The 13,435-nt window shown below is 40.5% G+C and carries 10 protein-coding genes and 1 pseudogene; 5 read left to right on the top strand and 6 right to left on the bottom strand.

All coding sequences use genetic code 11. The features are described from left to right. The first annotated feature begins 325 nt into the window (after nt 1–325). Entirely contained in the window at nt 326–646 is a 321-nt protein-coding gene (locus HWQ40_RS26595) for a hypothetical protein (protein ID WP_292784007.1), read from the top strand. Here the strand turns inward: HWQ40_RS26595 and HWQ40_RS26590 are convergent. Further along, nucleotides 635–2,257 (bottom strand): tetratricopeptide repeat protein, encoded by a 1,623-nt coding sequence (locus tag HWQ40_RS26590; RefSeq protein ID WP_292784002.1) that lies wholly within the window; start codon nt 2,255–2,257, stop codon nt 635–637. The two genes, HWQ40_RS26595 and HWQ40_RS26590, sit on opposite strands and share 12 nt — an antisense overlap. A gap of 586 nt (nt 2,258–2,843) precedes the next feature. Here HWQ40_RS26590 and HWQ40_RS26585 point away from each other — a divergent pair. Beyond that, nucleotides 2,844–3,149 carry an endonuclease domain-containing protein gene (locus HWQ40_RS26585; protein ID WP_292783999.1) on the top strand — a complete coding sequence of 102 codons (306 nt, stop codon included), beginning with the start codon at nt 2,844–2,846 and terminating at the stop codon, nt 3,147–3,149. On the opposite strand, the pseudogene HWQ40_RS26580 reads toward HWQ40_RS26585, so the two are convergent. Further along, nucleotides 3,127–3,618 (bottom strand): annotated as a pseudogene (locus HWQ40_RS26580) (DUF4058 family protein). The gene HWQ40_RS26585 and the pseudogene HWQ40_RS26580 overlap by 23 nt on opposite strands. Nucleotides 3,619–3,694: 76 nt before the next feature. After that, nucleotides 3,695–4,234, bottom strand: coding sequence for an SH3 domain-containing protein (locus HWQ40_RS26575; RefSeq protein ID WP_292783997.1), 540 nt, complete (start codon nt 4,232–4,234; stop codon nt 3,695–3,697). Nucleotides 4,235–4,526: 292 nt separating this feature from the next. On the opposite strand from HWQ40_RS26575, the gene HWQ40_RS26570 reads away from it, so the two are divergent. Continuing rightward, nucleotides 4,527–5,408 (top strand): TauD/TfdA family dioxygenase, encoded by an 882-nt coding sequence (locus tag HWQ40_RS26570; protein ID WP_292783994.1) that lies wholly within the window; start codon nt 4,527–4,529, stop codon nt 5,406–5,408. A 220-nt stretch (nt 5,409–5,628) separates the two neighbouring features. Here HWQ40_RS26570 and HWQ40_RS26565 read toward each other — a convergent pair whose 3' ends face one another. Further along, a complete protein-coding gene (locus HWQ40_RS26565; RefSeq protein WP_292783991.1) occupies nt 5,629–7,137 on the bottom strand; it encodes a UbiD family decarboxylase in 1,509 nt (502 codons plus the stop codon). A gap of 1,292 nt (nt 7,138–8,429) precedes the next feature. On the opposite strand from HWQ40_RS26565, the gene HWQ40_RS26560 reads away from it, so the two are divergent. Both HWQ40_RS26560 and HWQ40_RS26555 read left to right on the top strand, forming a co-directional pair. Further along, the gene (locus HWQ40_RS26560) at nt 8,430–8,561 is read left to right on the top strand and encodes a hypothetical protein (RefSeq protein WP_292783988.1); all 132 of its coding nucleotides are present in this window, start codon (nt 8,430–8,432) and stop codon (nt 8,559–8,561) included. Between the two features lie 42 nt (nt 8,562–8,603). After that, nucleotides 8,604–8,954 carry a hypothetical protein gene (locus HWQ40_RS26555; RefSeq protein WP_292783986.1) on the top strand — a complete coding sequence of 117 codons (351 nt, stop codon included), beginning with the start codon at nt 8,604–8,606 and terminating at the stop codon, nt 8,952–8,954. Nucleotides 8,955–9,348: 394 nt separating this feature from the next. Here HWQ40_RS26555 and HWQ40_RS26550 read toward each other — a convergent pair whose 3' ends face one another. Next, nucleotides 9,349–10,071: a carbonic anhydrase gene (locus tag HWQ40_RS26550; protein WP_292783983.1), complete on the bottom strand. Its 723-nt coding sequence runs from the start codon at nt 10,069–10,071 to the stop codon at nt 9,349–9,351. 350 nt (nt 10,072–10,421) lie between these two features. Next, nucleotides 10,422–13,427 (bottom strand): diguanylate cyclase, encoded by a 3,006-nt coding sequence (locus HWQ40_RS26545; protein ID WP_292783981.1) that lies wholly within the window; start codon nt 13,425–13,427, stop codon nt 10,422–10,424. Nucleotides 13,428–13,435 lie beyond the last annotated feature (8 nt).

Genomic DNA, 13,435 nt, shown 5'->3' with positions numbered 1-13,435 from the left:
TCATACCACTCATGACATATAAGTAATGATTTAGAGTTACCAGAAGGTATCGATTTAATCTATTTACCTGCGTATTCACCTGAATTACAACTCTTCAGTTCGTTTGTGGCCTCTTGCTAACGAGATTGTTGCCAATAGCTCCCCTACTTCTTTAGATGAATTAGAAGCTTTGTTAGTGCTTCGTTGTCAAGAACTGATGAAACAACATGATTTAATCTCTGGTCTAACTTGCTACCACTGGTGGCCAAAAACCAGAGCAGCTTAATTATAAGTGTTTATCCGAACTTAATATAACGCCAAAAACAAAATCAAAAGGAGATTTGTCATGACAACATTAGAACCAGTAGGTATTCGCGCAGTCTCAGTTAACTTTCCTAGCATCATCCGCACAAACGATTACTACAGAGAGAATTTCCCCAAGATAGTTGCTGAGGCTGAACAAAAAACTCTGGCAAAACTGTTTGTACCCGATAATGCCACAATCGATAGTGACGACGATATCTGGTCACAAGAAGTCGCACCGTATATGTCAGACCCCTTCCGTGGTACTGTCGAGCGAAGGGTTTTAGCTGCTGATGAGACTTCGCAGCCAAATGGTAAACAAGTTTTGGAGGCTACTTTATATAGTATTTATCTAAAAGTTTAAAATATCTAATGATTCTTCTATTTCTAAATCTAATATTATTTCTCGTGTATCTTTGAGTGCTTCTAGTTTACCTTCTTGGCGATAGATGTCTGCCGCTTTTTGAAAATCTTCAATTGCTCCATGTTTATCTGCAATTTCTAAACGAATATTACCACGATTATAATAAGCATCAGCATAATTAAAATTAATCTGGATTACCTGAGTATAATCTTCAATTGCGCCCTCAAAGTCTCCTAAATCTGAACGAGCATTACCACGGTTGTAATAGGCATCAGCATAACTAGGATTAATCTGGATTGCTTGAGTATAATCTTCAATTGCACCCTCAAAATCTCCTAAATCTGAACGAGCATTACCACGTTTTTTATAAGCTATGGCATCTTGAGGATTAATCTTGATTGCTTGAGGAAATCCTGGCTGAGAGCCTAATAAATAACGAGCAATCCCACGGTTTTTATAAGCATCAGCATAATCAGGATTAATTTTAATAGCCTGGGTATAATCCTCAATTGCTCCTTGGTTATCTCCAACATGAGAACGAGCTTCAGCCCGATTTTTATAGGTTACGGCAACATTAGGATTAATTCTAATAGCTTGAGTATAATCATTAATCGCTTCCTCTAATCGCCCCAGTTGATAGAGAGCTAAACCTCGTTTATTGTAAGATTTAGCATCATGAAGATTCATCTGGATTGCCTGAGAATAATCTGCGATCGCAGCTTCATAATCTCCTATTTGATAGTGAGCTAAACCTCGTTTGTAATATAAAAAATCAACATTACCCTGATTAACTTCTAAAGCTTGATTATAGTTAGTAATTGCATTTGTATATTCTCCTTTTTGAAAGCATTCATCACCTAGCTTTACATAAAATACATTTAAATCTTCATTATGATCTTCAGGATGAAAAGAATATTTAAGTATTTGAGGATTAGTTGGCTTAGATATAATTTCCTGTTTCGGAAGATATTTATAAATAGGTAGTTGTTGCCGAGAAGAATTATTTATAGAAGATTGTAACTGTTCTAGATAGCACCATAAACCACCACCATATAGTAATTGTTCTATCCCAAAAGAAATTTTACCAGTTTTCAACTTAATCATCTGGGTTGGGAGAAAACCAGCCACAAAAAGGTGATACTCAGATTGTGCTTCACTCACATCTTCTTGAATCAAAATGCAAACTACAACTGCATTTTTTTCAACCTCTTCAGAACTAATTGACCATCTAACTCTGTTAATGCGACCATGACGAGATTTAACCTCAATACCAATAGATGGGTCAGAAGTCAAGGTAAAATCTATATTACCATCACCGCCAAATCGCTTTTCATAATCGACTTCGGTAATAAAATCAGCTAAACGTTCTTTGACAACTTCCTCACCCAACTTCCCTTTGAGATAGCTAAGAAAAACTTCACGCACTGGTAAAACACGCTTATATTTTTCAGCCATCTGCCAGCAAAATTCCCGTAGTGTCTTTAACCTCTCTCCAGAAATTATAGTTAATTCACTATATTGACCTTCTGTTTCACAATGAAGCAGACAACCAGATGCTAACCTTTTAATAAAATCAGATTGTAGCGATCGCAGTAGTGTAATCCAGTCCATTTATATTTCTGCGAATCTTTTGATGAGATTATTCTATTAAAATATCCATTCGGCGTAAACCTTTTAATTAGCTTGGGTGATATTTCCAAAAATTGTTTACTCTTTTGTAATAATTCTTAATTTAACTTAATATATCAAAATTTGCAGAGGGTGAGATGGGGTTAAAGCGAGTGTATTAAGACATCAAATGAGCCATCACTACTGTAGCAAATGGGTTAGAACTTGCTTCTAATTCCGTCCATTGTTGGCTATATTCAAGTAATTTAACAATGGGAAACTTGAATTTGACTTCGCAACCCCTGACATTGAAAAGATTTACATTAGTTTTGACGGTGCGGTCATGTCTGATTATGCCAGAGTTTTGAAGAGTTGGGAGAGTGCGATCGCTGGGAATAATACATGAAATATTAATTAGCTAACCATCAAGATCGCAAATGTCCGAAAATCACAACCCCAACCAAAGCCTCTCACTAACTCCAGTCCCCCCTCCTCGCAAGCGGGGAGGGGGTTAGGGGGTGGGGTTCCGGGATACCCTTGGCAAACCCCACACAAACTTTGGAAAAAACTTAAACCATTGGCGCGACAGATGCGGTGTGAACCAACTCTAGCAGAAAAGCTACTTTGGGAGAAGTTGAGACATAAGCAACTTTTGGGTTTCAAGTTTCGCCGTCAGCAAACAATTGACCGTTTTATAGTTGATTTTTACTGTAATGAAGCGCGGTTAGTGGTGGAAGTAGATGGCGAAATTCACGACTACACTCAACAGGAAGATGCAATACGTCAAGAATTTTTGGAGGGTTTGAGGTTGCAGGTTGTGCGATTTAGAAATGAGGATGTTTTGGAGAGGATGGAGGGGGTGTTGCAGTATATTAGTGCTTGGTTGCAGAGATAGAACCCCCACCCCTAACCCCCTCCCCGCAAGCGAGGAGCGGGCTAATTATGTGATTTTTGGTGGTGTGTGCGATCGCAGTAGTGTAATCCAGTCCATTTATATTTCTGCGAATCTCTGTCACCACTTCTCTTGTTGCTACCTCTCGCACTTCCAAATACATTTCCCTGACAGTTTCAGGCATAGGAACTGTCACTCTCACAGCTTGAACTGTGGGCAAAGCAATCACAACATTCGCTATATCTGAATTTATTACACTCTTTTGACGCTGCACTGCTACATCAGGAATACCCACCAAGAGAGAATCTTCTCCACTTGTTTGATATACTCCTTATTCGATGTCTACTATATATTTAGGAGGCAGTTGAGGAGATAAAGCATCTGCGATCGCTACTACTAATCTCCCATGTACTCCTGGCCATAATGCAGGATCTTCTAAATACGGGTTCATTCCTGGAAATGGATAAACCATAACAAATATCTCAAAACCAAAATTTTAAAAGTAATTCTCATAGCCCCATCCTCGCTTATGGGGAGGGAGTGAGGTTCTAAGAACAACTAGTAAGGGCTGCGCCACATTGATCTTCCCTTGTCAACCAACCTTTAACACCTTGATATTCCACCTGCGCCCAATCTCCCTGACAACCTAGCAATTTGACAGCCGTATTAGCAGGAATTCTTCTCGCTTTTTGGCTTTCTTGATTTATGCCAGTGTATAAATACACGCCGTTAGTACCGTAGCCCCGCGTTGTTAAGCCTAACTTTGGCACAAATACCCATCCAGTTCCTTTAAAACCATTGCTAGCATTAGTAATCTGCACCCAATTTCCAGCAGCACCAATAACCTGAACTGTTTCGTTGATGGGTATTTGTCCTATAATTACGTTATTTGTACTTGCACCACTCCGCACATTTAAACCTTGGGGATCTGTATCGACGACGTAGGCAAAAAGATCGCACTTTTGAGAATTACTTGATTTCGCTAAACTTATTTCACTAGCTATACCAGTATTGAGTATCACACTAATACAACTGAATGCCAATCCGATCGCTAACTTTGATGCTGGATTTTTCACTTTTTTTGTCATAATTTCTTCAAGTTTCTGGCATCAGTACCCAAGCCTGGAGTCTTAGTTTATATCTCCGAATTTACCTAAACAAATTCTGGTTAACTTTGTGACGTAGTTCTATCAAAGAGATTTTAGTACTGTAATAACACTTTTAATTTTACAAAATTTAGTCCTGCGATGTCTACGACGGGCTACGCCTACGCTGATGGATGCAACACAACGATATCATTGAGTATTAATGTGTCAGTATATTATGGTGTGGTTAACGCCAACAGCAAGTTAAAATTTCGACAAAGATTCATTAAGTTATATGAATAAAAAAATACATTCCATATCAGATAGCATAGTTCAAGAAATTAATAATCTCGACAATGTGAGTATTTTAGAATTAGACAAAGAAGAAATTATTAGCTTATTTAAGGCTAATGGAATCTTACTTTTTAGAGGATTTGATGTTGATGTTGATATTTTTAAAGAATTTACCAATCTCTTGAGTATCGATTTTATCAATTATGCTGGTGGTGCATTCAGTAGAAGGGTAATTAATGGAGATGAGACTCTTTTAAGCGTCAATGATTTTAAATCTGAGATTAAGTTGCACGGCGAAATGTATTATCAGCAGAATATCCCACTTATGCTGTGGTTTTTCTGTGCTAATCCACCAGTAGAAGATGGTGAAACTACGGTATGTGATGGCAGACAGTTTTTTAATGAAATTAGTAGTTCAACTAAAGAGTTATTCAGTAAAAAGAAGTTAAAATTTACTGTTCGGATATCTCAAGAGGACTGGCAGAAAAAATATCAAACAGATGATTTGAATCAGCTAGAAGAAATGTGTCAGAAAAATAATACGCATCTGACAGTAAATAACGATAAATCGATTCTGCTTGAATATATTTCTCCAGCCATTATTCCCAGCAGATGTGGAAAATATCAGGTATTTATTAATAGTCTATTACCCACAAAGCAGTTAAGCCCAAAGATTCTTAATTTTGAAGATGATTCAGAAATTTCTGAAGAGGTTGTATCTGAACTTAATGAAATTGCTGAAAAAATAACTACGGAAATTTCGTGGCAAAAAGGCGATATTTTAATGATTGATAATACAAGAATACTTCATGGGAGAAGGTCTTTTGCTGACGATCAAAGAGATATTTATATCAGGCTGTGTTCTCCAGCTTTTTCATTTTGATATTTGATTACAGCAGTTTTCATTTATTTAAATGATATCTGTCGTAAGGGTACAGCATTGCTATGCTATTACTGCACGATCCATAACACAATACTTTTCAATTAAGGGTTATTGGTGTAGATAATTGGTCTTTCAAGACGCGATAAATCAAGACGCGATAAATCGCGTCTCTACATTAGGGTTTTGTTGCTCATTCTGAACTGTATTGATCTATAACAGGTTACTTTATATCATAGCCAAACAAATTTGGGTCTACTTCTCCTAACTGCAACTCTGCCAAACCATACTCCGCCCATCGTCTCTCTACCATCGCCGCCACATCTGGGTCAGATTCTAAAGGCGAACCCCATTCATGGTTTGTTTCCGGCGGAATTTTTGTAGTTGCATCAATTCCCATCCGTCCACCTAAGCCAATCTTCTCACTGGCAAAATCTAACGTATCAAAAGGTGTATTTGGCAAAATAAAGACATCTCGCACTGGGTCAACTTTGGAACTAATCGCCCACACAACTTGACGCGGATCGCGAATATTTATGTCTTTATCCACCACAATTACAAATTTGGTGTATGTAAATTGTGGTAAAGCACTCCAAAATGCTAAAGCCGCCCGTCGCGCTTGTCCCGGATATGCTTTATCAATGGAAATAATCGCCGCTTTGTAACTCAAAGCTTCCATTGGGAGGAAGAAATCGACAATTTCTGATACTTGTTGCCGCAGTATGGGAGTATAAATGCGATTTAGTGCGATCGCCATCATCGCTTCTTCTTTCGGTGGACGACCGCTAAATGTTGTTAAGTAAATCGGATTTTTCCGGTGCGTCATACACTTAAAGCGTACCAATGGCGAATCCTCCACGCCGCCGTAATAACCCATGTGGTCGCCAAAAGGCCCATCTGGTAACACTTCTCCTGGTGTAATTGTCCCTTCCAAGACAAATTCGGAATCTGCGGGAACTTCCAAATCTACAGTTTTACATTTTGCCAACTGCACACCAGAACCGCCATAAAGTCCTGCAAACAGCCATTCTGATAAATCTACAGGGATAGGTGTAGCTGCTGCCATGATAATTAGAGGATCTACACCAAGTGCGATCGCAACTTCTAATTTTTTCCCACGTTCGTCCGCTTTTCGCAAATGCCTCGCTCCACCCCGCACCGATAACCAGTGAACCGTCATCGTATTCTGAGATTGTAGTTGTAAACGATACACACCTACATTTGGAGTACCCGTCTCACAATCCTTGGTAATTACTAGTCCCAGCGTGATAATCTTACCAGCATCACCAATATAAGGACGTATCAAAGGCAACTTATTTAAATCTAAATCATTACCTTGAAGCACAACTTGCTGACAAGCGGGGAAAAAGTCTCGTCCTGGTTTCGCCTTCACCACATCAAACAGCACTTTTCCAAAATCTATCGCCTGAGAAATCTTCTTCGGTGGTTTTGGCTGTTGCAGCATACTCAATTTTTTCCCCAGAGTCTCCAACTCCTCTGGATGCTGCATATTCATTGCCCAGCAAATCCTTTCCACAGTTCCCATCAAATTCACCGCCACCGGGAAGGAAGCGCCTTTGACGTTTTCAAACAACAATCCTGGCCCACCTTTTTGCAGCATCCGGTTGGAAATCTCAGCAATTTCTAAATCTGGGTCAACTAAAGCTGAAATTCGCCGTAATTGTCCTCTTTCTTCCAAAATTTTAATGAATCCCCGCAAGTCTCTCGCCATTGTTCTAATAAAGCTGATTATTTAAGAAGTGTGAAGCGCTTTCTTATATTATGGTGCATTGGGGATTGGGGAGGCAGTGCGGTCTTCTCCCTTGGCGTTAGCCTCTCCCTTTGGGAGAAGGGGAGACGCCAAGGGCGATAGCGCAGCGTTAGCGAGTCCGCGAGCGTCTGGGGTTTCCCCAAGTGGAGCAACTGCCGTCATTGGGAAGAGACAAAGAAGAAACTTGTTCAATCATTCTCCCTTGTCCACCCCTATCTTCCTAATTCGGGAAATTAATTGTTGGTTTTAATTCAATACAGTTCAGAATGAGCAACAAAACCCTGATGTAGAGACGCAATTTATCGCATCTTGAAAGACCAATTATCTACACCGAATAACTCTTAACCCAAGCGTATTGGCTTTTAATTGGAAATTAACCTATTTAGTAACTTTTCTTAACTGTGTTTTCCGAAGCATTTAGTTATTGTATTTAGGGATACGCAATTATTTTTTACAAATAAGTGCTAACCAATCAAACATGGCCAGAATATACTATACCCTCCTGGCAGGCGGCCTTGTTATATAGTCCCTGCTAGGTTTATTTGTTACAAGCTTTAAGTTTTTTCTAAATTTTCGTGAGTTTGCGTTAGCGTAGATCAACTCAAACATCGCTAACACTATTTTCAAAAATATTTACAACAAATTCATTGGCTGTAGGGATGTACAACTGTACATTGTTATCAAGTTAATGTAAAAGTTAGGTTTAGCAAGAGTTTTAGGGTTCCCTCATCCCCTAACCCCTTCTCCCAAAATGGGAGAAGGGGAACTGGAGAATTTGCTCCCCCAATTTGGGAGCTACGGTGTACACACAAGTCTTGAAATCCCACTTAAAACTTGGTTTCGTTGCCCTAGCCCTAAAATAAGGGGGAGAAATTGAGTTTCCAGTTGCCCAAAAGTGGGGTATTTATGGGGCTAAAAGGCTTGAAACCCTTGCGGACTATACTTCTGTGTACACCGTAGCAATTTGGGAGAGGGGCTGGAAATGAGGGCAAAACTCATGCAGTCAGGATACAGCTATTTTCAGGTAAATAGACCACGCGGTAGGGGCACAGCATTGCTCAGTGGTGTCAACTTAAGCTGAAACTACTTTAAAACCTCGTTTCCAGCCTCTTGCTGGAAATACTGCTCCTGGCGGCTCTGTCGCCAGCAAGGGAGGCGGCAGCCCCAAGGACGGCATTCCCCTGCTCTGACTATTGGTGACAACTTAAGAAAAAGGTAATGTTGTCAAGAGGTGCATTTCTAGAAAAAAAGTGATGGGGAAGGCAGGGGTAGGAAATCCAGACCACAAGCGATGGCGAAATATGCCCGCAGCAGAAAACGAAGTGCTGGCAGGGCGGATGGAAGAGCTATTAACACCACTGGTATATAAGCAACTGAGCTATTAGCAGCAGTTGGGATTACGCGACAGAATTCTGGGTTTACCTTTAATGGTGGCAGTAGTATTGACATTACTGTGGCGAGGAGTGCCATCAGTGCGTGAGTTGTGCCGATTACTAAATCGAGAAGACCGATTGTGGTGTCAAGCTGTGGAAGTGTCGCAGCAAGCTTTATCTAAAAGGTTTTTGGAATTTCCAGCATCAGTGTTTGAGCGGGTAATGATGGATTTAATGCCGCAGTTGCAACAACAATGGCTTTCAAGAAAAAAACGTCCATTACCAGCTAGCATCAAGTTCACAAAAACAAAGTTCCAGGGAATTTGGGTTGTTGATGGCTCAACATTGGAAGCGATTTCCGTAAACTTGAGAGTTTACAAGAAAAAATCACGGGCTTGCTACTGATCTGATTGCTTACCTTATTTCTCCCAAAAATCGAGATTTGGGAATTGTTAAATATCGACCCAAATCCCGACAGCAACCCACCTTGAACTTATCTCCGCACCCCACTTGACATTTTGACGCTCACTTTAAGTTGTCACCAATAGTCTCAGCCGGGGAACGAGACAATAACGAGACAATATCTAAAAGCTGGTTCTAGGCTGGCTTTCACGTTAAGTTGACACCTATGAGCATTGCTGTGCCCTTACGATAGATGTGGTTCAAATACATGAAAATTGCTGTAAGTTGACACCTGTGATCAGCTGTACACTTCAAAATTATCAATAAAAATATATAACTAATAATTTTTTTCAACATTATCGAACTAAGAATTCTACACTTAAAAAGTGTGAGGTATTCAAGTAATAATGTTGACTTTACCAGTGTCAATATCGTAACAAGCACCAACAATTTTTAGTTTACCTTCACCGAGTAATTTAGCTAAAATAGTTGAGCTTTCCTGCAATTTTTCAGTCTGATACTGAATGTTGGCTATAACTGCATCTTGCATATTATCACCAGTTCTGAACTTTACTTTTTCTACAGATGGTTTGATGCCCTCAATAATCAAACCAATTCTTCCAGGAAGTGGTTCGTTTTTGATTGCTTCTGCTACTGCACCGCATCTTCTATGACCCAAAACCACAATCAACTGCGAACCCAATACTGATGTAGAATATTCTAGACTACCTATAACCGTGTCACTGACAACATTACCAGCAACTCGCACGACAAATAAATCTCCAAGTCCTTGATCGAAGACAATTTCCGCAGGTACTCTAGAATCTGCACAGCCTAATATGGCCGCAAAGGGATACTGAGCTTTCGCAACTAATCGTAGGCGTTCTAGTGATTGATCGGGATATTGACGTTTTTGATCGATAAATCTTTGATTACCATCAAGCAAGCGTCTGATGGCTTCATTCGGACTTATTGAATTAGGGTTAACTGGGTGAATATCAGCAACAGCAGTTTGTTCTGTATTCCAAAAGGTATCACCAAAAGTAGTAGCTGCAATACCTACAACACTGGCGAATTTCAAGAAATTACGTCGCCCGACAAATCCATTAATTCGACTCATCAATCTACCTGACAACAAAGCTGTTCCCCAGAAGATATCAGACTTAAGTAAGATGCAAGAGTACCTGATGACACGGTTTAAGAGTCATTTAATATTCACGTGATTTAGAGTTGTTAGAATCCAGTCTGCGTTAGCGATGAAAGCAGCTGAAGAAGTGATAGAAGATAGTCGTTAAAGCGGCTTTGTCGCTCCTTTTCTAAATTCTAATAATCAATCAACTCATAAGTTTTTTAAAAATCTTTCTGTGGATAAATTTTAGATAGAAATGAAAGTAGTTAAAAAACTTTAGAAAATATTAACAATTACTTGATTAGCGTAGGGTGGCAAGAACCGCAGGTATCGCTCACTCTCTAAGACAGTCTATTTATACAAGAACGATCGCGCCCGTTTCCTTTGGCTTGATAAAGGGCTTGATCTGCTGCCTCGATCAAATCTAAAGGAACCATCTTAGATGTCGGAGTCACTGTGGCAATTCCGATACTCAAGGTGACGTGATGCTTCACAGGCGATGCAGCATGGGGAATATTTAGCTGTTGGATAGCTTTATGAATTTCCTGGGCAACGTGAAAAGCCCCTCCACTATCAGTATTAGGCAAGATAACAACAAATTCTTCTCCGCCATAACGAGCAACTAAATCTCTAGAACGTTTGACACTTTGTTTGAAAGCTTGGGCAATAAAGCGTAAACAATCATCTCCGGTTGCATGACCATAAGTATCGTTATATTGTTTGAAATAATCAATGTCGCATAAAAGTAGTGAGACAAAACCTTGTTCTCGTAAAAGATATTGCCAGACAGAATTAAGCCGATTATCAAAACATCGGCGATTGGCGATTTGAGTTAATTCATCCACCATCACCATATTTTCAAGTTGCTGGTTGGCACGCTGCAATTGTTGATAAAGTTCTGATTGTTGAATAGCGATCGCTACCTGTGTTGCCAATTGCTGAAGCAGTTCGCTTTCCCAAGGTTGCCACTGACGCGGGGTGCTGCAATGATGAGCAACCAAAAGACCCCAAAGGCGATCGCCTTGTAAAATTGGTACAACTAGCTTGGCTCTGACTTGCAACTGTTCCAATAACTCTACATGACAAGGGGCAAATCCGGCGGTGTAGATGTCTGGAGTAACTTTAAGCGTACTTTCTTGATCAGACTGTCCCTGTATTTTTACAAAATAGCTGTCTGTAATTTCCATATTCAAAATCGATTGCCAACCTTCTGCTACAGACTCCGTGACAATCACACCACTCCAATCACGGTTAAAGCGATAGATGATGACGCGATCGGTTTGCAGAAAATCTCTAACTTCGGCAACAGTTGTGTTCAAGATTTCATCCAAGTCCAAAGACTTACGGATATGTTGAGCGATCGCATAGACCATACGTTCCCGTTCTGTTTGCTGTTGCAGGGCAATTTGTGCCTGTTTGCCAACTGTGATATCTGTTAATGATGCGACCACCGCAGATGGTTTTGATTCATCGGATTCAAACAGTGGTTGAGAATTGATTGAAATCCAAGTCAAGCTGCCATCAGGTTTGTGAACTCCCATAATGACATGAGATTGGGGTTGTCCGGTGCGTAATGTGACGATGGCGGGGTGAGTTTCCTGTGGAAAAGAAGTACCATCTTCATGAATCACTCGCCATCGCGGATCGATGGAAGTTCGCCCCATCATTTGATCGGCTGTTAAACCTAAAATTTTTTCGGCACTATCATTACAGGCGGTAATTCGCCCATCGGATTGCTGTAGGACAATACCTTCTGCCATCACTGTAATTACAGAACGATAGCGTTGTTCGCTTTCTCGCAATGCTTCTTCCATACGCTTGCGTTCGGTAATATCAGTATGGGTTCCTAGCATCCGTAGGGGAAAACCATTGGCTGCGCGACTCGAAATTTGCCCCCGATCTAGAATCCACTTGTAGGTTCCATCTTTGCACTTAATCCGATATTCACTGACATATTGTTGGGTTTCACCGTACAAATGCTTGATAATCTCCTCGTAAACCCTCGCTTTATCATCTACGTACACCCGTTCTTCCCATTCACTGAGGGTATTTCCAATTTCATGCTCTGCAAACCCTAACATTTCTTTCCATCGCCGGGAGAAAAAGACTTCGTTAGTTTCAGCATTCAAGTCCCAAACTCCGTCGCCATTTCCTTCCAAGGCATACTGCCATCTTTCTTCACTGGTTTTGAGTGCGGCTTCAATTTGTTTACGTGAGGTGATGTCTTCAAAAATGTATACCCGCCCAAAATATCGATCCTCAGTATCCCGAATTTGGCTGGAAAAGCGGCGAATCGTTCGCCCATCGACAAATAAGATTTCATCCTCAATCATGCAACGATTTTCTTCGGACTGCAACGATTTACAGGATTCGGCAAATGCCGATACATCAACAATTGAAAGTATACACTCAGGAATGATGTCATTATTTTTTAAAGCACCCAAACGCATTTGGTCTTCTAGATGTTCGATGCCCCAAATTTTACAGAAGTGGTGATTGAAATAAAGGATTTCGTCGGTGTGATTGTCAACAACAAAGAATCCCAGCAAAGAAGTGTCAGTCATGGAACGCAGCAAAGTTTCCCGCCAGCGCAATTCTGACTCTACACGCTGGTGTTCTTGTAGTGCAGCTTGTTGCTTGGTAATATTCTTTTCGTTGACGAGGATGATGGAGTTACCCGTTACGGGATCGCGGGTGCATTGTATATCCATCCCATGCCATTGAATCCCCTCAGTAGTAAACACCTGAGCCTCTATGCTGAATACCTCACCGAAATTAATCGCCTCGATAGCTTGTTGCCCAATACTAGGATCGACAAAGTGACTCAGGAAAATATTCTCAGATGACGAGTTAGGGTGTAAGGTATCCCGATAACAGCGAAGGGCTGCCGGGTTTTGCATCAAAGGTACACCATCCATCGTGTAAAGTGAGACGATCGCTGTGGTGTGACGTAGGGCTTCAATCGATCTGAGTGTTTCTCGATCGATCTGATTGATAAGTTGTGTTGTTCCTTCAACCAGTATCGCCATTCGCCCTTGTTCAATAGGAATTCCAGAAAACAGACAGCGAAGAGAAACAGGTTTTCCTTTGGGGTAAAATGTCCAGTTTTCAACGATGGTTTTTCCTTGTTGAAATTCTTGCAGATAGCTTTGCAGTCGAATGTGAGTAGACTCAGAAACATCACTGAAGTTGCGATTGAGCAATTCTTCTCGACTTTGAGCATTCCAAATATGTACAGCGGATTGATTCGCCCACAACATCTGCAAGTTTTGAATATCATAAATCCAAACTGGAGTTTGTAATCGGTCAAATGCAATCAAGTCTGCAACTGATATATTCTTCGGCAATGCTGTTC

Origin of the sequence: Nostoc sp. NMS9, assembly GCF_017114995.1 — a bacterium.
Taxonomy (GTDB): Bacteria; Cyanobacteriota; Cyanobacteriia; order Cyanobacteriales; family Nostocaceae; genus Nostoc.
This window is presented reverse-complemented; position numbering and strand designations above follow the sequence as displayed.

What these genes read in the sequence shown, in the direction of transcription:
- HWQ40_RS26595 (WP_292784007.1), top strand. Translation starts at nt 326, where the DNA reads ATGACAACATTAGAACCAGTAGGTATTCGCGCAGTCTCAGTTAACTTT.
- HWQ40_RS26560 (WP_292783988.1), top strand. Translation starts at nt 8,430, where the DNA reads ATGGGGAAGGCAGGGGTAGGAAATCCAGACCACAAGCGATGGCGAAAT.
- HWQ40_RS26550 (WP_292783983.1), bottom strand. Translation starts at nt 10,071, where the DNA reads ATGAGTCGAATTAATGGATTTGTCGGGCGACGTAATTTCTTGAAATTC.
- HWQ40_RS26575 (WP_292783997.1), bottom strand. Translation starts at nt 4,234, where the DNA reads ATGACAAAAAAAGTGAAAAATCCAGCATCAAAGTTAGCGATCGGATTG.
- HWQ40_RS26565 (WP_292783991.1), bottom strand. Translation starts at nt 7,137, where the DNA reads ATGGCGAGAGACTTGCGGGGATTCATTAAAATTTTGGAAGAAAGAGGA.
- HWQ40_RS26555 (WP_292783986.1), top strand. Translation starts at nt 8,604, where the DNA reads ATGGTGGCAGTAGTATTGACATTACTGTGGCGAGGAGTGCCATCAGTG.
- HWQ40_RS26590 (WP_292784002.1), bottom strand. Translation starts at nt 2,257, where the DNA reads ATGGACTGGATTACACTACTGCGATCGCTACAATCTGATTTTATTAAA.
- HWQ40_RS26570 (WP_292783994.1), top strand. Translation starts at nt 4,527, where the DNA reads ATGAATAAAAAAATACATTCCATATCAGATAGCATAGTTCAAGAAATT.
- HWQ40_RS26585 (WP_292783999.1), top strand. Translation starts at nt 2,844, where the DNA reads ATGCGGTGTGAACCAACTCTAGCAGAAAAGCTACTTTGGGAGAAGTTG.